Annotated in this window: 25 protein-coding genes; 15 read left to right on the forward strand and 10 right to left on the reverse strand. The window is 72.2% G+C overall.

Going from position 1 to position 22,446, the window contains the following annotated elements:
* The first annotated feature begins 52 nt into the window (after positions 1-52).
* The 10 genes from H516_RS0108520 to H516_RS0108570 all read left to right on the forward strand — a co-directional run bounded on the left by H516_RS0108520 (position 53) and on the right by H516_RS0108570 (position 10,369).
* Positions 53-1,567, forward strand: a complete 1,515-nt coding sequence (locus tag H516_RS0108520) for a 2-hydroxymuconic semialdehyde dehydrogenase (RefSeq protein WP_022889301.1) — start codon at positions 53-55, stop codon at positions 1,565-1,567.
* Positions 1,564-2,382, forward strand: coding sequence for a 2-keto-4-pentenoate hydratase (locus tag H516_RS0108525; protein WP_022889302.1), 819 nt, complete (start codon positions 1,564-1,566; stop codon positions 2,380-2,382). Before H516_RS0108520 ends, H516_RS0108525 begins: the two co-directional genes overlap by 4 nt.
* Complete coding sequence (locus tag H516_RS0108530) at positions 2,379-3,323, forward strand: acetaldehyde dehydrogenase (acetylating) (RefSeq protein ID WP_022889303.1); 945 nt, start codon at positions 2,379-2,381, stop codon at positions 3,321-3,323. Before H516_RS0108525 ends, H516_RS0108530 begins: the two co-directional genes overlap by 4 nt.
* The gene (gene dmpG, locus H516_RS0108535) at positions 3,320-4,369 is read left to right on the forward strand and encodes a 4-hydroxy-2-oxovalerate aldolase (protein ID WP_022889304.1); all 1,050 of its coding nucleotides are present in this window, start codon (positions 3,320-3,322) and stop codon (positions 4,367-4,369) included. Before H516_RS0108530 ends, dmpG begins: the two co-directional genes overlap by 4 nt.
* A complete protein-coding gene (locus H516_RS19215; protein ID WP_022889305.1) occupies positions 4,366-5,226 on the forward strand; it encodes a 2-keto-4-pentenoate hydratase in 861 nt (286 codons plus the stop codon). Before dmpG ends, H516_RS19215 begins: the two co-directional genes overlap by 4 nt.
* Positions 5,226-5,702: a RidA family protein gene (locus tag H516_RS19220; protein WP_022889306.1), complete on the forward strand. Its 477-nt coding sequence runs from the start codon at positions 5,226-5,228 to the stop codon at positions 5,700-5,702. The genes H516_RS19215 and H516_RS19220 overlap by 1 nt, the downstream gene beginning before the upstream one ends.
* Entirely contained in the window at positions 5,699-6,223 is a 525-nt protein-coding gene (locus H516_RS0108550) for a 3-hydroxyanthranilate 3,4-dioxygenase (RefSeq protein ID WP_022889307.1), read from the forward strand. The genes H516_RS19220 and H516_RS0108550 overlap by 4 nt, the downstream gene beginning before the upstream one ends.
* Complete coding sequence (locus H516_RS0108555; protein WP_245561768.1) at positions 6,184-7,221, forward strand: amidohydrolase family protein; 1,038 nt, start codon at positions 6,184-6,186, stop codon at positions 7,219-7,221. The genes H516_RS0108550 and H516_RS0108555 overlap by 40 nt, the downstream gene beginning before the upstream one ends.
* A gap of 86 nt (positions 7,222-7,307) precedes the next feature.
* A complete protein-coding gene (kynU, locus tag H516_RS0108560; protein WP_022889309.1) occupies positions 7,308-8,645 on the forward strand; it encodes a kynureninase in 1,338 nt (445 codons plus the stop codon).
* A 161-nt stretch (positions 8,646-8,806) separates the two neighbouring features.
* Positions 8,807-10,369 (forward strand): PucR family transcriptional regulator, encoded by a 1,563-nt coding sequence (locus H516_RS0108570; protein ID WP_022889311.1) that lies wholly within the window; start codon positions 8,807-8,809, stop codon positions 10,367-10,369.
* Positions 10,370-10,550: 181 nt separating this feature from the next.
* On the opposite strand, the gene H516_RS0108580 is transcribed toward H516_RS0108570, so the two are convergent.
* Entirely contained in the window at positions 10,551-11,975 is a 1,425-nt protein-coding gene (locus H516_RS0108580; RefSeq protein ID WP_084620613.1) for a GH1 family beta-glucosidase, read from the reverse strand.
* Positions 11,976-12,134: 159 nt separating this feature from the next.
* On the opposite strand from H516_RS0108580, the gene H516_RS0108585 reads away from it, so the two are divergent.
* Both H516_RS0108585 and H516_RS0108590 read left to right on the forward strand, forming a co-directional pair.
* The gene (locus tag H516_RS0108585; RefSeq protein ID WP_022889313.1) at positions 12,135-12,323 is read left to right on the forward strand and encodes a DUF1918 domain-containing protein; all 189 of its coding nucleotides are present in this window, start codon (positions 12,135-12,137) and stop codon (positions 12,321-12,323) included.
* 24 nt (positions 12,324-12,347) lie between these two features.
* On the forward strand, positions 12,348-13,118 hold the full coding sequence (locus H516_RS0108590; protein ID WP_022889314.1) for an SGNH/GDSL hydrolase family protein: 771 nt from the start codon (positions 12,348-12,350) through the stop codon (positions 13,116-13,118).
* Positions 13,119-13,133: 15 nt separating this feature from the next.
* On the opposite strand, the gene H516_RS0108595 is transcribed toward H516_RS0108590, so the two are convergent.
* From H516_RS0108595 to H516_RS22080, 8 genes are all read right to left on the reverse strand, one after another.
* A complete protein-coding gene (locus H516_RS0108595; RefSeq protein ID WP_022889315.1) occupies positions 13,134-13,628 on the reverse strand; it encodes an FBP domain-containing protein in 495 nt (164 codons plus the stop codon).
* Between the two features lie 54 nt (positions 13,629-13,682).
* Positions 13,683-14,546: a hypothetical protein gene (locus tag H516_RS0108600; RefSeq protein WP_022889316.1), complete on the reverse strand. Its 864-nt coding sequence runs from the start codon at positions 14,544-14,546 to the stop codon at positions 13,683-13,685.
* Between the two features lie 97 nt (positions 14,547-14,643).
* On the reverse strand, positions 14,644-15,993 hold the full coding sequence (locus H516_RS19225; RefSeq protein ID WP_022889317.1) for an aminotransferase class V-fold PLP-dependent enzyme: 1,350 nt from the start codon (positions 15,991-15,993) through the stop codon (positions 14,644-14,646).
* 457 nt (positions 15,994-16,450) lie between these two features.
* Positions 16,451-17,470, reverse strand: a complete 1,020-nt coding sequence (locus H516_RS0108610; protein ID WP_022889318.1) for a putative FMN-dependent luciferase-like monooxygenase — start codon at positions 17,468-17,470, stop codon at positions 16,451-16,453.
* Positions 17,467-18,873, reverse strand: a complete 1,407-nt coding sequence (locus H516_RS0108615; protein ID WP_022889319.1) for an NtaA/DmoA family FMN-dependent monooxygenase — start codon at positions 18,871-18,873, stop codon at positions 17,467-17,469. Before H516_RS0108615 ends, H516_RS0108610 begins: the two co-directional genes overlap by 4 nt.
* Positions 18,874-18,987: 114 nt before the next feature.
* Complete coding sequence (locus H516_RS21710; protein WP_084620551.1) at positions 18,988-19,170, reverse strand: hypothetical protein; 183 nt, start codon at positions 19,168-19,170, stop codon at positions 18,988-18,990.
* A gap of 44 nt (positions 19,171-19,214) precedes the next feature.
* Positions 19,215-19,673 (reverse strand): hypothetical protein, encoded by a 459-nt coding sequence (locus H516_RS19230; RefSeq protein WP_022889321.1) that lies wholly within the window; start codon positions 19,671-19,673, stop codon positions 19,215-19,217.
* Positions 19,670-19,855 carry a hypothetical protein gene (locus tag H516_RS22080; protein WP_157432202.1) on the reverse strand — a complete coding sequence of 62 codons (186 nt, stop codon included), beginning with the start codon at positions 19,853-19,855 and terminating at the stop codon, positions 19,670-19,672. The genes H516_RS19230 and H516_RS22080 overlap by 4 nt, the downstream gene beginning before the upstream one ends.
* Before the next feature lie 184 nt (positions 19,856-20,039).
* Between H516_RS22080 and H516_RS0108635 the strand changes: the two genes are divergently transcribed.
* The 3 genes from H516_RS0108635 to H516_RS22085 all read left to right on the forward strand — a co-directional run bounded on the left by H516_RS0108635 (position 20,040) and on the right by H516_RS22085 (position 22,124).
* Entirely contained in the window at positions 20,040-21,089 is a 1,050-nt protein-coding gene (locus H516_RS0108635) for a hypothetical protein (protein WP_022889323.1), read from the forward strand.
* Entirely contained in the window at positions 21,086-21,475 is a 390-nt protein-coding gene (locus H516_RS0108640; protein WP_022889324.1) for a GntR family transcriptional regulator, read from the forward strand. Before H516_RS0108635 ends, H516_RS0108640 begins: the two co-directional genes overlap by 4 nt.
* 325 nt (positions 21,476-21,800) lie before the next feature.
* Complete coding sequence (locus tag H516_RS22085) at positions 21,801-22,124, forward strand: hypothetical protein (RefSeq protein WP_157432203.1); 324 nt, start codon at positions 21,801-21,803, stop codon at positions 22,122-22,124.
* Between the two features lie 50 nt (positions 22,125-22,174).
* On the opposite strand, the gene H516_RS22090 is transcribed toward H516_RS22085, so the two are convergent.
* On the reverse strand, positions 22,175-22,423 hold the full coding sequence (locus H516_RS22090; RefSeq protein WP_157432204.1) for a hypothetical protein: 249 nt from the start codon (positions 22,421-22,423) through the stop codon (positions 22,175-22,177).
* Between the last annotated feature and the right edge of the window lie 23 nt (positions 22,424-22,446).

The following is a 22,446-nucleotide window of genomic DNA, read 5'->3' on the forward strand; positions in this document are numbered from 1 at the left end:
GTGCGGCAACTCGGCATTTGTCGGCATCCCGCCGGGTTCCTAGCCTGAAGCCATGTCCACCCCGACGTCACCGGCGACGATCACCCTGCCGACCACGCCGACGCCTCGTGCGCCCCGACAGATCCGCAACTTCATCGACGGCGAGTTCGTCGACGGCATCCGCGGCTTCGACAAGATCGACCCCGTCGACGGCTCGCTCGTCGGGCAGGTGCACGAGGCCGGCCGGGTCGAGGTCGACCGCGCCGTCGCCGCCGCCCGCGCCGCCCTCGACGGGCCGTGGGGCCGCATGTCGATCATCGAGCGCACCCGGCTGCTTCGGCGCATCGCCGACGTCATCGACCGCCGGGCCGAAGAGCTCGTCGCGGCGGAGGTCGGCGACACGGGCAAGCCCGAGACCCTCGCCCGCGACCTCGATGTGGCCAGGGCGTCGATGAACTTCCGCTCGTTCGCCGACACGGTCGCAGCGGCCGGCCTCGACTCGTTCCTCACCGAACTGCCCGACGGACGCAGGGCGCTGAACTACGCCGTGCGCAAGCCGCTCGGCGTCGTCGCGGTCATCGTGCCCTGGAACCTGCCGCTGCTGCTGCTCACCTGGAAGCTCGCCCCGGCGCTCGCCGCCGGCAACACCGTCGTCGTGAAGCCCTCCGAGGAGACGCCGTCGTCGGCGACGATGCTCGCAGAGATCCTCGCCGAGGCCGGGCTGCCGGCCGGTGTCGTCAACGTCGTGCACGGCTTCGGCGCCGACTCGGCGGGAGGGTTCCTCACGGAGCATCCGGGTATCGACGGCGTCACCTTCACCGGCGAGTCGGCGACCGGCTCGACCATCATGCGCGCCGTCGCCCCGCGGGTGCGCCCGGTGTCGTTCGAACTCGGCGGCAAGAACGCTGCCGTCGTCTTCGCCGATGCCGACCTCGACGCCGCCGTCGCCGGCCTCGCCCGCTCGACCTACCTCAACACCGGGCAGGTGTGCCTCTGCACCGAGCGCATCTACGTCGAACGCGCGGTCTTCGACGACGTCGCCGCCGGCCTCGCCGAGCACGCGCAGCGGCTTCGCCTCGGCCGCCCCGAGAACCCCGCCACCACGACCGGCCCCCTCATCTCGCAGGCGCACCGCGAGAAGGTGCGCTCCTATCTCGACCTCGCCGTGGCCGAGGGCGCGACGGTGCTCGCCGGCGGCGGCATCCCGACCCTCGGCGACGGCCTCGACGGCGGCTCGTGGATCGAGCCGACCCTCTGGACCGGCCTCGACAACTCGCACCGCACCGTGCGCGAGGAGATCTTCGGGCCGGTCGCCGCCCTCATCCCCTTCGACACCGAGGAGGAGGCGATCGCCCTCGCGAACGACACCGACTACGGACTCGCCGCGGTGACGTGGACCAGCGACCTCACCCGCGGCCACCGGGTCGCGCAGCGCATGCGCGTCGGCATGTCGTGGGTGAACACCTGGTACCTGCGCGATCTCCGCAGCCCCTTCGGGGGCGTCGGCCTCTCGGGAATCGGCCGCGAGGGCGGCCACCACTCGCTCGAGTTCTACACCGAGCCGACGAACGTGTGCGTGCAGCTGTGACGGGCGACACGACGGCCGCGGCCCTGCACGCCGCCGAGGAGCGACTGCACACGGCGGCCCGCGACGGCGTCGCGTGCCCGCCCGTCCGCGAGCTCATCGGCGAGACCGACCAGGATGCGGCCTACACCGTGCAGTCGCTCGGCCTCGCCCGTCGGCTCGCCGATGGACGGCGAATCGTCGGCCGCAAGATCGGGCTCACCTCCGCGGCGGTGCAGGCCCAGTTCGGCGTGTTCACGCCCGACTACGGGGTGCTCCTCGACGACATGGTGTTCGCCGACCGCGAGCCGATCGACCTCGGGCGCTTCCTGCAGCCCCGCGTCGAGGCCGAGGTCGCCTTCGTGCTCGGCCGCGACCTCGACTCTCCCACGACGCACGTGGCCGAGGTGCTCGCCGCCACGGAGTTCGTGCTCCCGGCGATCGAGGTCGTCGACTCGCGCATCGCCGGCTGGGACATCCGCATCACCGACACGATCGCCGACAACGCCTCGAGCGGGGCGATCGTGCTCGGCACCACCCCGCGCCGCATCGACGGGCTCGACCTCGCCGAGCTCGGCATGCGCCTCGACCACGAGGGCGAGCCCGTCTCGACCGGGTCGGGTGCCGCATGCCTCGGCAGCCCCGTCATCGCCGTCGCCTGGCTCGCCCGTCAGGTCGCCAGGCACGGCCGACCGCTCCGCGCGGGCGAGATCGTGCTCTCGGGCGCGCTCGGGCCGATGGTCGCGGCGAGCGCGGGGGTCTTCCACGCCCGCCTCGACGGGCTCGGCGAGGTGCGTGCCGACTTCACGACGACCGCTCTCGAAGGAGCCGCAGCATGACCACCGCCGTCGCCATCATCGGTTCGGGCAACATCGGCACCGACCTCCTGATCAAGGTGAAGCGCCTCTCGTCGACCCTGCACGTGGCCGCCATGGCCGGCATCGACGCCGACTCCGACGGCCTCGCGCGGGCGCGCCGGCTCGGCGTCGCGACGACCCACGAGGGCGTCGACGGGCTCGTCGCGATGCCCGAGTTCGAGGCCGTCGAGCTCGTCTTCGATGCGACCTCGGCGGGCGCCCACGCGCGCAACGACGCGATCGTGCGCGATCGCGGCCGCCTGATGGTCGACCTGACCCCGGCGGCGATCGGACCGTACGTCGTGCCCGTCGTGAACCTCGGCGCCGAGCTCGACGCCACGAACGTGAACATGGTGACGTGCGGCGGCCAGGCGACGGTGCCGATGGTCGCGGCCGTCTCACGGGTGGCTCAGGTGGCGTACGCCGAGATCGTCGCGTCGATCTCGTCGCGCTCGGCGGGGCCCGGTACGCGGGCGAACATCGACGAGTTCACCGAGACCACGGCCCGGGCCCTCGAGGTGATCGGCGGCGCCGAGCGCGGCAAGGCGATCATCGTGCTGAACCCCGCCGACCCGCCGCTCATCATGCGGGACACGGTGTACTGCCTCGTCGCGGACCAGGGCGACGGCGTCGCGCTCGACGAGGTCGCCGTGCGCGACTCGGTGACCGCGATGGTCGCGGAGGTGCAGGGCTACGTCGGCGGCTACCGCCTGAAGCAGGAGGTGCAGTTCGACCGCGTCGACGAGCCCTACGTGCCGGCGCTCGACCGGTCGTTCCGCGGCACCCGGGTCACTGTGCTCCTCGAGGTCGCGGGCGCCGGCCACTACCTGCCCGAGTACGCGGGCAACCTCGACATCATGACCTCGGCGGCGCTGCGCACAGCCGAGCGACTCGTCGCCGCCCGCAACGGAGCCGCAGCATGAACGCCACCGCCCCTTCGGTCTACGTGCAGGACGTCACGCTCCGCGACGGCATGCACGCGATCGGCCACCGCTACACGCTCGACCAGGTGCAGGGCATCGCGCGCGCCCTCGAGGCCGCCGGCGTCGACGCGATCGAGGTCGCCCACGGCGACGGCCTCGGCGGCTCGAGCGTCGCCTACGGCCACGGCGCGCACACCGACTGGCAGTGGATCGAGGCGGCCGCCTCGGTGCTCGACCGGGCGAAGCTCACGACCCTCATCCTTCCCGGCATCGGCACGATCGACGACCTCGCGCGGGCTCGCGACCTCGGCGTCGCGAGCGTGCGGGTCGCGACGCACTGCACCGAGGCCGACGTCGCCGCCCAGCACATCGGCTGGGCGCGCGAGCACGGCATGGATGTCTCGGGGTTCCTCATGATGAGCCACCTGAACGATCCCCGTGGCCTCGCCGAGCAGGCCCGGCTCATGGAGTCGTACGGCGCTCACTGCGTCTACGTCACCGACTCGGGCGGCCGGCTCACCATGCGCGATGTCGCCGACCGCGTCGACGCGTACCGCGAGGTGCTCTCGCCCGAGACGCAGATCGGCATCCACGCGCACGAGAACCTCTCGCTGAGCGTCGCCAACAGTGTGACCGCCGTCGAGCACGGCGCCCTCCGCGTCGACGCCTCGCTCGCGGGGCAGGGCGCGGGCGCCGGCAACTGCCCGATCGAAGCGTTCGTCGCCGTCGCCGACCTCCTCGGCTTCCGGCACGGCTGCGATCTCTTCGCACTGCAGGATGCCGCGGAGGAGCTCGTCCGGCCGCTCCAGCGCCGACCCGTCCGCGTCGACCGCGAGACCCTCACGCTCGGGTACGCCGGCGTGTACTCGAGCTTCCTGCTTCACGCCGAGCGGGCCGCCGAACGGCACGGGCTCGACGCCCGCGACATCCTCGTCGAACTCGGCCGACGCCGCATGGTGGGCGGCCAGGAGGACATGATCGTCGACGTCGCGCTCGACCTCGTCGCCGAGCGCGACGCCGCCCGCGCGAGCGGAGATGCCGCATGACCGCCGCGGCCGCCTTCGCCGCCGCGCTCGACCGGGCGCAGCGCACCGCCTCGCCGATCTCGCGGCTCGATGCGGGCGAGGTGATCGGCCTCGGCACCGCCTACGCCGCGCAGCACGCGCTCGTCGCCCGCCGCGTCGCCCGCGGCGAGCACATCACCGGCGTGAAGCTCGGGTTCACGAGCCGGGCGAAGGCCGCGCAGATGGGCGTCGACGACGTGATCATCGGCACCATCACCGACGCGATGCGCGTCGCCGACGGCGGCGACTTCGACCCGCGCGGCGCGATCCATCCGCGGGTCGAGCCCGAGGTCGCGTACCTCCTCGGCACCGACCTCGACGGCTCGCCGGACGCCGAGCTCGATCCGGCCACCGTGATCGCCGCCGTCGCCCCCGCGCTCGAGGTGATCGACTCGCGCTACCGCGACTTCCGCTTCAGCCTCGACGACGTCGTCGCCGACAACGCCTCGGCGGCCGCCTACGCGATCGGCCCCTGGCGGAGCCCCGCCGGGGCGGGCCCGCTCGACAACCGGGCGGTTCGCCTCGAACTCGGCGGCAGGCTCGCGCAGACCGGTTCGACCGCCGCGATCCTCGGCGATCCCGTGCGCGCGCTCGCCGCCGCCCGACGACTCGCCCGCGAACACGGTTTCGCCCTGCGGGCCGGCACCGTGCTGCTGGCCGGCGCGGCGACGGCCGCCGTGCCGCTGCCCGACCACGGCCTCGTCGAGGCGACGATCGCCGGGCTCGGCCGGGTCTCGTTCCGCGTCGAGCGCAGCGCCCCGGCGCGCGGCGCGGCCGGAGCCCGCCCAGCCGCGCGCGGCGCGGCCGAGCGCCACCCCGAACGGCAGGAGGACGCGTGATGACCGAGACCCGTGGCATCCTCGCCGCCGGCAAGGCGACCCCCCGCGGACGCTTCCCGCACGCGCGGGTCTCGGGCGACCTGGTCTTCGTGTCGGGCACCTCGAGCCGCCGGCCCGACAACACGATCACGGGCGCTGACGCCGACGAGTTCGGCGCCACCCGGCTCGACATCGCGGTGCAGACCCGCGCCGTCATCGAGAACCTCCGCGAGATCCTCGCGGAGGCCGGCTGCACGCTCGACGACCTCGTGCAGGCGAGCTGCTACCTCGTCGACATGAACGACTTCGCCGGCTACAACGCGGTCTGGGCCGAGTACTTCGACGAGCAGGGCCCGGCCCGTACGACCGTCGCCGTGCACCAGCTGCCGCACCCGCACCTGCGCATCGAGATCCAGGCGATCGCGCGGCAGCCGTCGGAGGCATCCGCCATCGGCGCCGATATCAGCACCACCACTCTCGAGGAGGAGAAGAAATGACCACCATCCCACCCGTGATCGATTTCCCGGCCTGGATCAAGGAGCACGAGCACCTCCTGAAGCCGCCGGTGAACAACAAGCAGGCGTTCATCCCGATGAACGACTTCATCGTGCAGGTCGTCGGCGGACCGAACCAGCGCACCGACTTCCACTTCGACCCGTACGAGGAGTGGTTCTACCAGTACCGCGGCAGCATGCACGTCAACATCCAGACGGAGGACGGCCCGCAGCGCATCGACATCGAGGAGGGCGAGATGTGGCTCTTGCCCGGCAACGTGTACCACTCGCCGCAGCGCCCGGAGGCCGGCTCGATCGGCATCGTCATCGAGCGGATCAGGGAGGAGGGCACGCTCGAGAAGTTCGCCTGGTTCTGCCCGAACTGCAACGAGAAGGTGCACGAGGTCGAGCTCCAGGTGCGTGACATCGTCGAGGACCTCCCGCCCGTCTTCCGCGACTTCTACGAGAGCGAAGAAGGTCGGACGTGCCCGAACTGCGGCACCGTCCACCCCGGCAAGGGCTGAACCCGTTGGGCACGATCGACATCCACACGCACTATGTGCCGAGCGCCTGGCCCGATCTGTCGACGCAGATCGGGCCGGGGGTCTGGCCGTCGCTGCGGGTCGACTCCGAGCGCGAGGCGATGATCATGCTCGGCGACACCGAGTTCCGTCGCGTGGGGGCCGACTGCTGGGATGCCGAGGCACGCCTCGCCGACATGGACGCCGACGGGGTCGACGTCCAGGTCGTCTCCCCCACGCCCGTGTTCTTCTCGTACGACAAGTCGGGTGACGAGGCCGCGAAGGTCGCGCGCATCTTCAACGACCTCGCCCTCGAGATCTGCGCACCGGCACCGGACCGCCTGCTGCCCTTCGCGCAGGTGCCCCTGCAAGACACGGATGCCGCGTGCACGGAGCTCGACCGGGCGATCGCCGCCGGGCATCGCGGGGTCGAGATCGGCAATCACGTCGGCGATCGCGACCTCGACGACGAGGGCGTCGTCACGTTCCTCCAGCACTGCGCGGCGCAGGGCGTGCCGGTGCTCGTGCACCCGTGGGACATGCCCGTCTCGCGCCGGCTCGACCGCTGGATGGCCCGCTGGCTCGCCGGCATGCCCGCCGAGACGCACCTGTCGATCATCGCGATGATCCTCGGCGGCGTCTTCGACCGGGTGCCGCCGTCGCTCAGGATCGCCTTCGCCCACGGCGGCGGCTCGTTCGCGTTCTGGCTCGGCCGGTTCGAGAACGCCTGGCACCGCCGGCCCGACCTCATCGCGACGAGCGAGCGACCGCCCTCGGCGTACCTCGACCGCTTCAGCGTCGACTCGGTCGTCTTCGACGAAGCCCCGCTGCGCCTCCTCGTCGACACCCTCGGCGCCGGGCGGGTGATGGTCGGCAGCGACTACCCGTACCCGCTCGGCGAACGCCCGGTGGGTTCGGTGCTCGAACGCGCCGGGTTCCTGAGCGACGAGCAGCAGGCGGCGATCCGCCACGGCAACGCCCGCCGATTCCTCGCGATCTGAGCAGGGCGTCCGCACCGCGGGCGCCCCGCCCGGCCCTCCTCGCCCTTCCACGCCCTTCCTCCGCCCCAGACCCAGGAGACCCGCACATGAGCCTTGCGACATCCGCCCCCGACGCGATCGACCGCGCGACCTGCGCCGCGCTCGACGCGGCCGACCCGCTCGCCCGCTTCCGCGAGCGCTTCGCGCTGCCCGAGGGTGTCGTCTACCTCGACGGCAACTCGCTCGGGGCACTGCCACGCGCGACGCCCGAGCACCTCCAGCGGGTCATCACCGAGGAGTGGGGAACGGGACTCATCCGCAGCTGGAACGACGCCGGCTGGTTCGACAAGCCCACCGCACTCGGCGACCGCATCGCCCCGCTCGTCGGCGCCGCCCCCGGCGAGGTCGTGCTCGGCGACTCGACCTCGGCGAGTCTCTTCCAGGTGGTGACAGCCGCCGCGCGGCTCCGGCCGGGGCGCCGGGCCATCGTCTCGGAGCGCGCCAACTTCCCGACCGACCTGTACGTGCTCGAGTCGGTGCAGGAGCTCCTCGGCGAACCCGGCCGACCCCTCGAACGCCGGCTGATCGACGACGACGGCCCCACCCTCGACGAGGTGCTCGACGACGACGTCGCGGTCGTCGTGCTCACCCACGTGAACTACCGCACCGGGCGCATGTTCGACCTGGCCGAGGTGACGAGGCGAGTGCACGAGGCCGGCGCGCTCATGGTGTGGGACCTCTGCCACAGCGTCGGCGCGGTGCCGGTCGAACTCAACGCCGCCGGGGCCGACTTCGCGATCGGCTGCACCTACAAGTACCTGAACGGCGGGCCCGGCTCGCCCTCGTTCATCTGGGCCGCGGCCCGCCACCATGGCGTCGCCCGACCGCCGCTCACGGGCTGGCACGGCCACGCCCGCCCCTTCGACTTCACCGTCGGCTACGAGCCCGCCGACGGCATCACGCGATTCCGCGTCGGCACCCCGCAGCTGCTCGCGGTCGCCGGGCTCGAGGCGAGCCTCGACCTCTGGGCCGAGGTCGATCTGGCCGAGCTCAGGGAGAAGAGCCTGCGGCTGACCGAGCTGTTCATCTGCCTCGTCGACACGAGACTCGCCGAGTGGGGCATCGAGGTCGTGACGCCGCGGCAGTCGGCGCAGCGCGGCAGCCAGGTCGCGCTGCGAGCGGGCGGCGGGGCACGCGTCGGGGGCGGGGCGCTCCGGCCCGGCGACGGCGCACTCACCCCCGGCGACGGCTACGCCCTCATGCAGGCGCTCATCGAGCGCGGGGTGATCGGCGACTTCCGCGCGCCCGACCTCATGCGCTTCGGCTTCGCCCCCCTCTACGTCACGCACACCGACGTGTGGGACGCGGTCGCGGCGCTCGAGGACCTGCTCAGGAGCGGGAGCTGGCGCGAGCCCCGCTTCGCGCGACGTGGGGCGGTCACCTGACCTCCAGCCAGCGATCGCGGCATCACGCAACATTCAACGGATGTCACGGGGCCGATGTGTACACTCAGGGCATCATGTTCGCCGGCGTGTACACCACCTCGCCGGTCGAGTAGGCTCCGTCGGGGCTGACTCGTGACCACCCGGGAACACCGAGGAGCCCCGTGAAGCCCACCGTGCAGACCCTGCTCGCCAACCCCGAGCTCGGCCTCGGCCTGCTGACCGCCGCCGATACCCTGCCCGACGGTGCGCTCGACGCCCCGGTCGTGTGGGCCCACAGTTCCGACCTCGCCGACCCGACGCCGTTCCTCGACGCCGGCCACGTGCTGCTGACGACCGGCACCCAGTTCGCCGAGGGCGTCGTGGGCGACGACAGCGGCGACGCAGGGTTCGCCGAGGCCTACGTCCGGCGACTCCGCGAGCGGGGCATCGCGGCGCTCGGCTTCGGCACCGAGGTGATCCGCGCCGGCACCCCCGAGACGCTCGTCGCGGCGTGCCTCGACCAGGGCCTGCCGCTCTTCGAAGTGCCCTACCGCACCCCGTTCATCGCGATCGCGCGCACCGTCGCCGACCTCATCGCCGAAGACGCCTACGCCAGGCAGGCCTGGGCGCTCTCCGCGCAACGGGCGATCTCGCTCGCGGCCCTCCGCCCCGACGGGCTCTCGGCCACCCTCGCCGAACTCTCGCACCGCCTCGGCGCCTGGGTCGGACTCGTCGACGCGACCGGGTCGCTCGACCGCGAGGCCCCCGAGGGCGGGCTCACGCAGCCCGCGCTCGGCGAGGTCGTCGGCGAGGCCCGCTCGATGCTGCGCCGCGGCCAGCGGGCGAGCCGCACCCTGCTCGCCGCCGAGTCGACCGACGCGCCCCAGCGCATGACCCTGCAGACCCTCGGCGGCGGCGGCGCCCTCCGCGGCGTGCTCGCGATCGGCGATTCGGCCGAGCTCGACCAGGCCGGCCGTGAGGTCGTCACCTCGGTGATCGCGCTCGCGGGGCTCGCGCTCGAGCAGAACCGCGACCTCGACCGCGCACGCGGTCACCTGCGATCGGGGCTGCTGAGCGGCATCCTCGCCGGCGACACCGCGCTCGCCGAGCGCGTCTCGGCGGAGATGTGGGGGCCGCTGCCCGAGCCGCCGCTGCGCATCATGGTGACGGATGCCCCTCTCACCCAGGCGGATCGCCTCACCGAGCTCCTCGAACTCCGCGTCGAGGAGCGCGGCGGGCGACTGTTCTTCGGCCGCGACGACGAGCAGTACGTGCTCGTCGTCGAGGAGTCCGACGCCCCGCTCGCCGAGGAGCTCGCGGCCGAGTTCGAACTGCCCGTCGGCGTCTCCGACCCGGTCGGCGGGGGCGCCGTCGCGCAGGCGCACGAGCAGGCGCTGCGCGCCCTCGACCGGGCCCGTGAGAGCGGAGCCGGCGTCGTGAACTTCGACGAGATCAGCCGTCAGGGCGTGCTCGCGTTCCTCGCCCGCACCGACGCGCGCGCCGTCGCCCTCGCAACCCTCGCCCCGCTCACCGAGCACGACGAGGCGAGCGGCACCTCGCTCGTCGCGACGACTCGCACCTGGCTCGAGCACGGCGGGCAGTTCGACGCGACCGCCCAGGCGCTCGGCGTGCACCGGCACACCGTGCGCAGCCGCATCGCCCTCGCCGAGCGGCTGCTCGGGCGCGACCTCTCGGGGTTCCACGCCCGCGCCGACCTCTGGGCCGCCCTCCTCGCCGTCGAATAGCGCCCGACCCCCACACGCACCCCGCACCCCGCACCCCGCACCCGCACCCGCGCCCGCGCCCGCACCCGCACCCACCACAATTTCGGCGATCGCCGCGGTTTCGGGCCGCTCGGGGCCCAGCCTCCGAGGTTGTGGCGAACCCCGAGGTCGTGGCGCGAGCGCGGCCGAGCGACAGACGGGGTCAGTGGGGCTGGGCGGCGATGAGGTCGCGGTACCAGACGAACGAGTCCTTGCGGGTGCGGCCGCCCGTCTCGAAGTCGACGTGCACGAGGCCGAAGCGCTGGGTGTAACCCTGCGCCCACTCGAAGTTGTCCATGAGCGACCACGCGAAGTAGCCCCGAACGTCGACCCCCTGCTCGATCGCGGCGGCGACGGCCCGAACATGCCCGTCGAGGTAGGCGATGCGCTCGGCGTCGTGCACGGCGAGTCCGCCGTCGGATGCCTCGACCACCTCGTCGACGAACGACGCCCCGTTCTCGGTGATGACGACGGGCGGCAGCGCGTCGCCGTAGTCGCGACGCAGGCCGACGAGTAGCTCGGTGAACGCGCCCGGCACGATCGGCCAGTCGAAGCCCGTGAGCGGCGTACCGTCGGGCGGCGCAACCGGCTCGAACGGGAGCCCGGCGGCGGCGAACTCCGAGTCGGCGCCCGGCGCCGCCACGTACGTCGGGTTGTAGAAGTTCACCCCGTAGAAGTCGAGCGGCGCCGAGAGCAGGTCGAGGTCGCCGACCTCGAGCCCGGGGAACTCCTCGAGACCGAACCCAGACAAGTCGGGGTAGGCGCCGGTGAGCACCGGATCGGCGAAGATGCGGTTGTAAATGAGGTCGAAGGCGCCCGCCGCCACGAGGTCGGCCGCCGAGTCGCCGGCCGGCACGACGAGGGTGTGGTTGTTCGTGATGCCGACCTCGACCGAGGGCGCGGCCGCCCTGATGGCGGCAACCGCGAGCCCGTGCCCGAGCAACTGGTGGTGCACGGTCGGCAGCGCCCCGAGCATGAGCTGATGCCCGGGCGCCTGCGAACCGAGCGCGTACCCCTCGAGTGTCGTCATCGCCGGTTCGTTGAGGGTGATCCAGCGGCCGACGCGGTCACCCAGCCGCTCGAGCACGAGCCCGACGTAGTCTGCGAACCGCGACGCCGTGTCACGCACGAGCCAGCCGCCGGCGTCTTCGAGTGGCTGCGGCAGATCCCAGTGGTACAGGGTCGGCAGCGGGGCGATGCCAGCTTCTGCGAGCGCGTCGACGAGGCGCTCGTAGTAGTCGAGGCCTGCGGCGTTCGCGGGCCCCGTGCCGGCCGGCTGCACGCGCGGCCAGGCGATCGAGAAGCGGTAGTCGCTCGCGCCGAGTTCGGCGAGCAGTGCCACGTCGTCGCGGAATCTCAGGTAGCTGTCGGCTGCGACGAGCGCGTTCGAGCCGTCGATCACCCGGCCCGGTTCCGCGGTGAAGGTGTCCCAGATGCTCGGCCCGCGCCCCGCGGCATCCGTGGCGCCCTCGATCTGGAACGCGGCCGTCGCCGCTCCCCACCGGAAGCCCGCGGGCAGCCGCAGCGCGGACTCGGCCTCGGCGGCCGACCCGGCCGTCGTCGCACGCGTGGTCGGGGCATCCTGCATCGTGAACCTCACTGTTCGTCGCTTCGTCGCTTCGTCGCGAACTGGGACGCTTGACCCAGTTCGACCCACCCTAGCGGGCCGAGCTCGGACTGGGAAGGCCGCCGCCCCTTCCCGCACGCCGCGCCCGCGCGTACGCTGTAACCGTCGAAGGAGGCTCCGATGAATGCGACGGTCGGCGAACGCCTCGTCATCCACGGCAAACAGGTCGGCCAGTCCGGCCGGCACGGCGAGATCCTCGAGGTGCGCGGCGAGAACGGCGGGCCGCCCTATCTCGTCCGCTTCGACGACGGCCACGAGACCCTGCTCTACCCCGGCGCCGACTGCGAGATCGAGCACGCCGAGCAGTGAGTTCGGCGCGCTAGCGTTGAGGGCATGTTCCACTCCTACGCGGCCATCGGCGACAGCTTCACCGAGGGCGTCGGCGACGAGCTGCCCGACGGCAGCGTGCGCGGCTGGGCCGACTTCGTGGCGCTCGGCCTCGCGCAGCACGCGCACGAGCCGATCGGCTACGCGAACCTCGCGATCCGCGGGCGCAAGCTCGGCCCGATCATCGACGAGCAGCTCGACGCGGCGATCGCGCTGAAGCCCGAGCTGCTGAGCTTCAACGGCGGCGGCAACGACATGCTGCGCCCCCGCATGGACGAGCAGGCGACGGCGATCCGCTTCCGCGACGCGATCCACCGCATCCGCGAGGCGGGCATCCACGTGCTCATGCTGAGCGGAGCGAACCCGACCGAGCACCTGCCGATGGGCAGGGTCTTCGACTCGCGCGGTGCGCGCCTCACCGCCGCGCTCGTCGACCTCGGCACGCTCGAGGGCGTCACGTTCGTCGACAACTTCAACGACCGGGGGCTCCGCGACATCCGATACTGGTCGCCCGACAAGCTGCACCTCAACGCGCTCGGCCACGCGCGCGTCGCGTCGAACGTGCTCACCGCGCTCGAGGTGCCGGTGCCGCCCGAGTGGGGCGTCGCCGAGGTCGCCGCCGCGCCTCCCGGGCCGCGCAGCCGCAACACCGCCGCGTACTACCGTGAGTTCGTGCTGCCGTGGATCGGACGCCGGCTCACCGGCCGCTCCTCGGGCGACGGACGGGCCGCGAAGCGGGCGACGCTCGAGGCGCTCGACGCCCACGCGACGCGCTGAGGCCGGGCGTCGGCCCTACGCCCCCAGCACGTCGGCGACGAACGCCCGGGTGCGCCGCGCGAGCCCTTCGATGCGCTCGAGCTCGTGGGTGCTCGGCATGACCTCCGACGGTGCAGGGGGGCGGCCGAGCCGCACCGTCTCCTGGCAGGCGAGGTCGCCGCAGATGTAGGTGCCGACGCTATCGCCGCGAGCGCCCGCCGCGCCGCCGCGACGGGCCGAGAACAGCGTGACCTGGTCGCCCGGCTGGTGGGTGTGGCACAGGTTGCAGACGGCGGCCCGGTGGCGCGAGCCCGTGCGCTCGGCGCTGCGCAGCACGACGCCCGCGGGCGCGCCGTCGAGTTCGGTGACGAGGTAGCCGCGCGAGGCGATGCGCGGGTCGCGCCACGCGAACGCGTCGAGGTGCGCCCATTCGGTGACGAAGAACTTCACCGGCAGCGAGAGATGTTCGAGCTCGGATGCCTCGGCGTTGCCGAGTGCCGCCCGAACCTCGGACTCGACCAGCGGCTGCATGCGGCTCCCCTCGTACGACTCCCCCAGTCTACGAAGCGGGCCGGGTGAGCGCGTTCAGCTGGCGGCCTCCCTGCTGTTCGACCACTCGTCGAAGGTCATCGGATCGGGCGCCGGCGGGTCGATGAGTACGAGTTCCCAGGTGACGCCGTCGCTCTCGGGCGACCACGAGATCACGACCACGTCGCGCTCCCCGGTGCCGTCGGGCCGGTGCGCGCCGAGCTCGGAGGCGGCGTACTGCACCACGATGCCGTGCTCCTCGAAGCGCGCACGCGAGGCGCACTCGCCGCGCTCGACGAGGCTCGTGCCGACGGGGACGACCGAGAGGCAGACCTGGTCGACCCCGTTGAGGTAGGCCCAGAAGCCGCGCCCGAACACCTCGTCGATGCGGCGAACCGTGTCGGCCTGCGCCCCGAGCGCGACCGTGAGGCTCTCGTCGTCGGGGCGCTGCGGGCGGTCGAACACCGCGAGTCCCCGCTCGGGTGCCGTGAGGTTGACGACCGCGACCCCGCCGACGACCGCGAACCCCGCGATCACGGCCCCGATGGCGAGCCCGCTCGTGACGCGGGTGCCGAGTCGGCCCCATCGAGGTCGGGTTGCGGATGCCACGGGGTGCCCTGCGGCCGACTGGGAACCCGCCTCCGCACCGAGCGGGTGGTCGGCGTCGACGCCGAGGTCGGCCGGGTCGCCCCCGGTTTTCGCCCGCTCGGACGCCTCGCCGGGCCGCCGTTCGTCGGGCCTCGGCTCCTCGGCGCGGGCCGGGAGCGCCGCGCGCTCGCGCTCATCGGCCCGCTGCGCGAGTTCGGCCTCGAGCGACTCGAGCTCGTCGGCGGCACCCGAGGCGTAGCCGTCGGGAGTGCCGTAGACGATCCGGCGCAGGGCGTCGGCCCGCGCCTCGAGTTCCGCGTCGTCGCTCGTCAAGGCCCCTCCGCTGCCGACGCTAGTCCGCGGAAGACCGTTCGAACAGTCCCCCGTCCGCGGCATCCCGGCAGCTGCGCGTCAGCGTGCCGCGCGCGCCTCAGAAGGCGGGTCGGGGTCGATCGTCGGCGAGCGGGTGCCACCCTTCGGGCCCACGGTCGTAGGCGTGGGCCGGTCCGTCGGCGATGAGCCGACCGAGCGCCGCGAGGAACCGGTCGACGTCGTCGGCCGAGGAGCCCGCGCCGAGGCTCGCCCGCAGCCCGTTCGCGCGGCTCGCGACGCGCTCGAAGAACGGGTGCGCGCAGAACCGGCCGGCCCGCACCGAGATGCCGTGCTCGGCGCCGAGCGCCGCGGCGAGCAGCCCGACCGAGCCGCGCTCGAGCTCGATCGTTGCGATGCCGAGCCGATCGTCGGCGTCGTCGAATCCGCGCACGACGCGCACGCCGCGCTGCGCCGCGAGCCCGGCGTGCAGTCGTTCGGTGAGCGCCCGCTCGTGCCGGTCGCGGGCGGCGTCGCCGAGCCGCTCGAATTCGCCGAGTGCTCGGGCGATCGCGGCGATGCCGATGACGTTCGGAGTGCCGGCCTCGTGGCGGGCGACGCCCTGCTTCCACGCGACGCGGTCGAGTGCGACCGACTCGACGGCGCCGCCGCCGGCGAGATACGCGGGAGCGGCGTCGAGCCAGTCGGCGCGGCCGATGAGGGCGCCCGCACCGAAGGGCGCGTAGGCCTTGTGCCCCGAGAAGGCGAGGTAGTCGATGCCGGATGCCTCGAGCGAGACCCTGCGGTGCGGCAGCAGTTGCGCGGCGTCGACGGCGAGCCGGGCGCCGTGCGCATGCGCGAGCGCGGCGAGCCGGTCGATCGGCAGCACCTCGCCGGTGACGTTCGAGGCGCCCGTCACGGTGAGGAGGGCCACGGGGCGTCGGGCGAGTTCGGCGTCCAGCACCTCGAGGGTCTCGGTGACCGTGGGGCGGGCGACGACGACCCGGCGTGCGCCGCCCCGCCAGGGCAGCAGGTTCGCGTGGTGCTCGAGGTCGAGCACGACGGTGTCGCCCGGCACTGCGGCCGCGAGAAGGTTGAGCGCGTCGGTCGTGTTGCGGGTGAAGACGACGAGGTCGTCGTCGCGCGCGCCGATGTGCCTGGCGACGGTCGCGCGCGCGGCCTCGACGAGGGCGGTGGTCTGCTGCGAGGGGTACCCGGTGCCGCGGTGCACGCTCGCGTAATAGGGCAGCACCTCGGCGACGTGCGCGGCGACGGCCGCGAGCGCGGGCGCCGAAGCGGCGATGTCGAGGTTCACGTGGCGCACGAAGCCGCCGCCGAGCACCGGCACCTCGAGCTCGGCGTCGACGAGCCGCGCGAGCGGGCCGAGGGGGCGCTGCTCCGCGGCCTCCGCCATCGCCGCCGGCTCCGACGTGCGCGCGATGCGGGCGGCGGTCGACTCGGTGGCGATCACAGGGCTCTCCTCGGTGCGTGGTCTCGTCGACGCTACGGATGCCCCCTCGCCGCCTCAACCCTCGGCGACGCGGGCCGTCACGGCGCGCAACAATCGGACACACGGACGGGCGAGACGGGCGCCGCCGAGCGAGCCCTGCTGTGCGGGTCGGGGCTGCGCGTCGTACCCCGGGAGATCGTGGTCGTACGGTCAGGGCGGCTTCGGCCGTGCGCTCGAGTGGCCGCCGCCCCGGGGGTCCCCTCTCCACATGGTGTGGTCATGTGGTCAAGTGGCCGCCCAACGTGTGGCCATGTGGTCAAGTGGCCGCCCAACGTGTGGCCATGTGGTCAAGTGGCCGCCCAATGTGTGGCCATGTGGTCAAGTGGCCGCCCCGCTCGAAGGGTGATCTCCCGCTCCCCGTGCGGCTTCGAGGTGCTTCCGCTCGGCGGTCGGCTTCGAGGTGCTCTCGGCGGTCGACTCAGCGGGCGAGCGCAGCTGCCGGGGCGGTCGCACCCCAGCCGAGTGCGGGCGCGACCTCGCGGGCGACGAGTTCGATCGAGCGCAGCACGAGCTCGTGAGGCGGGTCGACCGAGTGCACCTGGAACGCGACCTCGCTCGCCTGCGCGGCCACCGCGTCGCGCGAGAGCGACTCGATCACCTCGTCGGCGGTGCCGACGTGCGTGTCGTAGGCGGCGATGAGGTCGTCGAGGGAGTCGCCGGCGGGCGGCTGCCCCATGCGGGTGAAGCCGACGGCGGCGCGACGCAGCCCGATCTCGGCGTACCGCCTGGCCTCCTCGCGCGAGTCGGCGACGAAGAGGGTGCGCGACGCGACGATGCGCGGCGGCACGCCGTGCGGCAACGCCTCGAGATAGGCGTCGACGACCGGCCGCTGAATGTCCGACAGGCTCGCGTGCGGAGCATCCGTCGCTCTCGGCTGGGTGCGCGAGAGCATGAGGCCGTGACCGGCGCGACCGGCGCGCGTGCCGCCGAACGGCGAGAACGTCGCCTGCCAGACGCGGCCCAGCAGGTCGCGGCCGGGCGGCTGCAGCCGGTTCGCGTCATCGCCGAGCGCGCCGCCCCCGAGCGCCGCGACGAGGGCGTCGATCTTCTCGTCGAAGACCCGGCCCCGCTCCTCCGAGCGTTCTCCGAAAGCGAGGAAGGAGGCGGGCGTCGAGCCCGAGCCGAGTCCGAGCTCGGCTCGGCCGCCCGAGACGAGGTCGAGCACGACCGCGTCCTCAGCGACCCGCACCGGGTTCTCGAGGGGCAGCGTCACGACCCCCGTGCCGAGCCGGATGCGCGAGGTCTGCGCGGCGACGTTCGCGAGGAACACGAACGGCGACGGTAGCCCGCCCTCCGCAGCGTGGAAGTGGTGCTGCGCGACCCAGGCCGAGTCGAAACCGTGTCGTTCGGCGGCGACGATCTGCTCGGTCGCGATGCGGTAGCGCTCGGCGGCGCCGGCATCGTCGAGCAGGCGAGTGAAGAACCCGATGCGGGTCACGCGAGGGCGACCTTTCCCGAGGAGACGAGCGACGACACGTGCACGTTCTCGGGGCGGGCGAGGCCGAGGTGGTCGCGCAGCGTCTCGCCCTCGTACTCGGTCGGGAACACCCCGCGTCGCTGCAACTCGGGGACGACCCCGAGGGCGAAGGCGTCGAACTGGGCGGGCTGGATAGCGGAGAGCACATTGAAGCCGTCGACGGCGCCCGCATCGCCCCAGGCCTCGAACTCGGTCGCGATGTCCTCCGCGGTGCCGACGATCATCGAGGCGTTCACGGAGGCGGCGACGACGAGGTGGCGCAGCGTCGGCGGACGCTCGCCCGAGGGGTTCCGCCCGGTGCGCTCGGCGACGATCTCCACGAGTTCCTGCCCTGGCGCGCTGAACTCGGCGACGATCGCGGGAGTGACCGCACGATCGGGCGACAGCCCCGAGACATCCACCCCCAGGAGGGCCGAGAGCTGGGCCAGTGAACGATTCGCGGGAAACGCCGCGGGCGGGCCGTCGGGCCAGTCCTCGGCGATCTGCACGAGTTCGCTCAACTCGTCGGCGATCGACTGGGCGTGGGCGCGGGTCTCCCCCACGATCGGCAGCACGGGCGCGATGACCTTCAGGGTGCGGTCGTCGCGGCCCGACTCGAAGGCGAGCGCCCGCAGCTCCTCGCGCACCTGCACGGCGTGCTCGAGATCGCTCACCGCGACGAGCGCGAGGTCGGCGTTCTGCGCGGCGAACAGGCGCGAACGCGGCGAGGTGCCCGCGTGCACGATCGGCAGGTGCCCCTGCACGGGCCGTGCGACGTTGAGCGGCCCCGTCACGCTCAGGTGCCGGCCCGCGAAGTCCGTGGCGTGCAGCTTCGCCGGGTCGATGAACACGCCCGCCGCGGCATCCGCGACGATGGCGTCGTCTTCGAAGGAGTCCCAGAGCTGTCGCAGCACCTGCTCGAACTCGACCGCACGGTCGTGGCGGGACTCGTTCGCGGCGTGGGCGTCGCGGCCGTGGTTGCCCGCTGCCCGCGGTTCGGCGCCGGTCACGAGGTTGAGCCCCGCTCGACCGCCGCTCAACAGGTCGATCGACGCCGTTGCCCGGGCCAGCGTGTACGGGTCGGCGTAGCTCGTGTCGGCCGTCGCGATGAGGCCGATGCGTTCGGTGACGCCCGCGAGGAAGGTGACGGCCGACAACGGGTCGACGCGGGCGACGAGGTACGGGTCGCGGTATTCGAGGTCGGGGCCGGTCGAGAGCCAGTCGCCGAAGAAGAGGTAGTCGAGCCGCGCCCGTTCGGCGACCTCGGCGGCGCGGCGGAGCACCGCGGCATCCCCGCGCGGATCGCGGTGCGCACCCGGGTACCGCCAACCGGAGGGGTACGCGCCGATCGCCCTGATCATCGCGCCGATGATGAGTCGTGTCATGTTCGACCTCCCGGCAACCGACGCTAGAGACGGCGGTCGGATGCCGCGAGCCCGCCTGTCACACGGGGGAATCCGAGGTCATACGGGGTCATCCCGAACGTCGCATGACGCTCGTCAGATGCTCGCCCGCTGCGTCACGAGCGGGCACTCGAACGGATCCCGTTCGCCGAGCCCCACCCGGTTGATGTACCGGAACACGATCGCGTACGAGCGCCACAGCGCCAATTCGGTGAAATCGCTGTTGGGGTTCGACCTGACGGGCGGCGCCGCCGGCCGGGTCCCGGATGCCTCGTGCATGAGGCCGTGCTCCCAGCCCGCGCCCGGCGGCGGCGCGAATCAGTTCATCGGTAGCTCGAGCTGTGGGGGTCGAAGCTGATGCGGTTCGCCAGCTTCACGATCGCTGCGGCGCGATCGGACTCCTTCTCGGCGAGCCGCACGCGCTCGAGGTCACGCGAACGACGGCGCGACGCGACCTGCGTCCCGATGTCGGCGAGTATCTCCCCGATCCGCTGCGCGAGCCCGGACTCGAGCTCGAGCAGATTCGTGTTGCCGATGAGCAGCCGGCGGTCGGCGGCCATCAGCGTGATGCCCGGGTAGCCGTCGGCGGCCAGTTGTTCGGTGAGGCCCGCCGCGGCGAGCATCTCGAGTTCGAGCGGGTCGGGACGCCGTGAGAAGACGGCGGTCACGACGTACCGTTCGGGGGCCCCGGGCGTGCCGAGCGAGGCGGGCAGTTCGCTCGCCAGGACGTGGTCGATCGCGAACGGCCCGAGGGTCGAGACATCCGCGTCGGCGCTGATCATGATGCCATCACCTCGGCGGGTCGCCAGTAGGCCGCCGCGCTGTCGACCCAGCGGTTCGGATTCGAGGGGTTCGCCTCGAAGTGCGCCCAGAAGGCTGCGGTCCGGCGGTGCTCTGCGGTTTGGACCGTGACGCGCACGTCTTCTACCAGGGGTGGGCGGGTGGCTCCTCGTGCAGCGTTCATGATCGGACGTTACGCCTCGAACATGTGTGCTCATGCAGGTTCGAGCGCGCGGACTCACCAGAGATCTCATGAGGTCGTCCGTTCATGCGCCCCGAGAAGGTCGCGCTCCACGCCGACGTAGTTTGTAGCTCTCAGCTGGCACAATTTGTGCTAGCTTCACGACACAACCAATCGAGAGAAGAACATGGACCGACTCACCGACCTCCTCGGGCACCCCGGCATCCTGATCGCCGCGCTGTTCTCCCTGCCGCTCTTCAACCTCGGCGTGGCGGCGTTCCTCACCTGGCTCCTGCTCGCGTTCCGACGCGCACGGTCGGCTCCGCCCGTGGCATCCGATCGATTCACCGACACCGTCGCCGGTCGATACCGACCCGAAGTGCTCACCCTCTCGATCGGTGCGATCGCCGTGATCGTCATCTACGCCGTCGAGAACATCGTGCGCGGCTACGTGCTTCACCTCGTCGACATCGTCGAGTGGTGGCAGTATGCGACGCCCGTATTCGCGGTATTCCTGGTCGTGCTCCTCCTGCTCGTCGTGATCGCGCTCCGACGGCGTGCGCCCGAGACCACGAGCCGCTCGACGCTTCGCCGCACATGGTCGAGTTTCGGGTCCCGTGCAGCGCTCATCGGTACAGGCGGGGTGGCGATCCTCCTCGTCGCGACGACCTTCGGCGCAGGACTGGCATCGTCGGCAGACGACCGTCGCCGCTTCATCTACCTCTCGATTCCGGTGCCGAACACCGACATCTCCTCACTTCAACTGTGGTTCTACGGCTGGTCCTTCGGGGTGCCCGTGCTGGTGTGCACCGCACTGCTCATCACCGGCACCTGGGCTGTGCTGCACGTCAGCGCCATTCGGCCGTTCATGCGCGCAGAGACGGTCGCTCCCGAGTCGGCCGAGCGCAGTGGCATCGCGACCGGCACCGCACTCCTCGCCGCGGCGGGCATGCTCCTCGCCCTCGGCGGCGCCTGGCGGTTCATCGCCCGCTCGGGCACGGCCTCGAAACTCGGGGTCGGCGACGACCCGACGATGTACGACGTGATCTGGAAGTATGCCGAGCTGGCGGCCCTCGCCGGATGGCTCGCGCCGGTCGCCGAGATCATCGGCTTCGTCCTCCTGCTGCTCGTGGCGAGCCGGTTGAACCGCGGCCGCGCGCGGCACGGCGACGCTTCGACGTCTTCGGCCGCGACCGACGCGTCGGTCGACGACCTCCTCTCGGGTGCACGGCGATGACACCTTCGCAGCCCAACGAAGCGAACGCGGCGAACACGGCGACGGCCGCGACGGATATCGCGCAGCAGTTCCGGGGCATGATCGCGTCGGGTCAACTCGGCTCCGGCGAGCGCCTGCCGACCGTGCGGCAGACCGCCGCCGATCTCGGCGTCGCACCGGGTACCGCGGCTCGCGCGTACAAGCTGCTCGAGCAGGAGGGCCTCGTCGTCGCACGCACCGGCGCGGGCACCCGGGTCGCCGACGGGGCGGGCGCCCTTCCCGGCGGGATCGTGCGTCGCCTTCGTGAACTCGTCACCGCGAGCGAGGCCGCCGGCGCCTCGCCCGACGACATCGCCACTGCGTTCCGCGCGATCTGGCAGGCATCGCGGGCTGACGCCCGCGACTGACCGGCGCAGCAATGGCTGCCGCCCCGAGCTCAGGGGGCGGGCGCGCCTCGCCGCCGCCCCCGGGTTACCGGCGCGTCGGTGGCTCGTGAAACTCGCACAAATTGTGCCAGTCAAGCGATACAGAATACGCCGGGTGCGGAGCGCGACCTCATGAGATCTCTGGTGAGTCCGCGCCCTCGAACCTGGGTTCTGGGTATCTGTCTAGGTGACGTAGCTGGTTTCGTGGATGAAACCGGCCGTTCGGTAGACGCTGTCGACAGTCTGGGGAACGTGGGCCGCGGTTGCGGATCAACTCAGCCTTGGACAGCGAGTTCAATGCCTCGGCGTGAGTGGCGAGCTCTGTATTTCGCAAGTCGATCAGGCGACCGCCGGCGGGAATCGGACAAACACCACACATCTTCGGGAACGCGGCTTCAGAGCTGATCCGCGTGCTATTGTCGCCGGCGGTGATGAGCATCTCCGCGGCGATGTCGAGCCTCTTCCCGACAGCATCGACGAGCTGAGACGCCGCGGCCCTGGCCTGCATCTTAAGATGTCCGCTGTGGATCTTGATCTCCTCGTGCAAATCGAGCCCGCGTCGCGCGAGCGATCCGAGGACGTGCCGCACGCCGCATCAGGGCCCGTCAAGGAAGCGGCAGATGAGAGTTGAGCGCATGCCACGACGAGCTTGAAGTCGGTGAGATGGGCGGTGTAGCAAGGTCAGCCGGAGGCGCCGCGGCGCTTCCTCAGCACTATGGCGAGGTTCCTGAAGAAGAGGCTGGCCGTAACGATGGTGAGTGCAACCAACAGCAGCGCGGCGCTCAGCATGATCCCGCCCATCCCCGAGTTACCCGCTGATCGATCCGCCGCGTCGACGGCGTTCGCGAATTCTGCACGCACGAGGAGAAGCCCGCCGAATAGAACCACGGACGTGGCACCCCAGATGCTCAGTTTCATGGCATCAGTCATCTTTCACTCCGCTCCATGGACGC

The sequence above is a fragment of the Agromyces italicus DSM 16388 genome (genome assembly GCF_000421545.1).
Taxonomy (GTDB): Bacteria; Actinomycetota; Actinomycetes; order Actinomycetales; family Microbacteriaceae; genus Agromyces; species Agromyces italicus.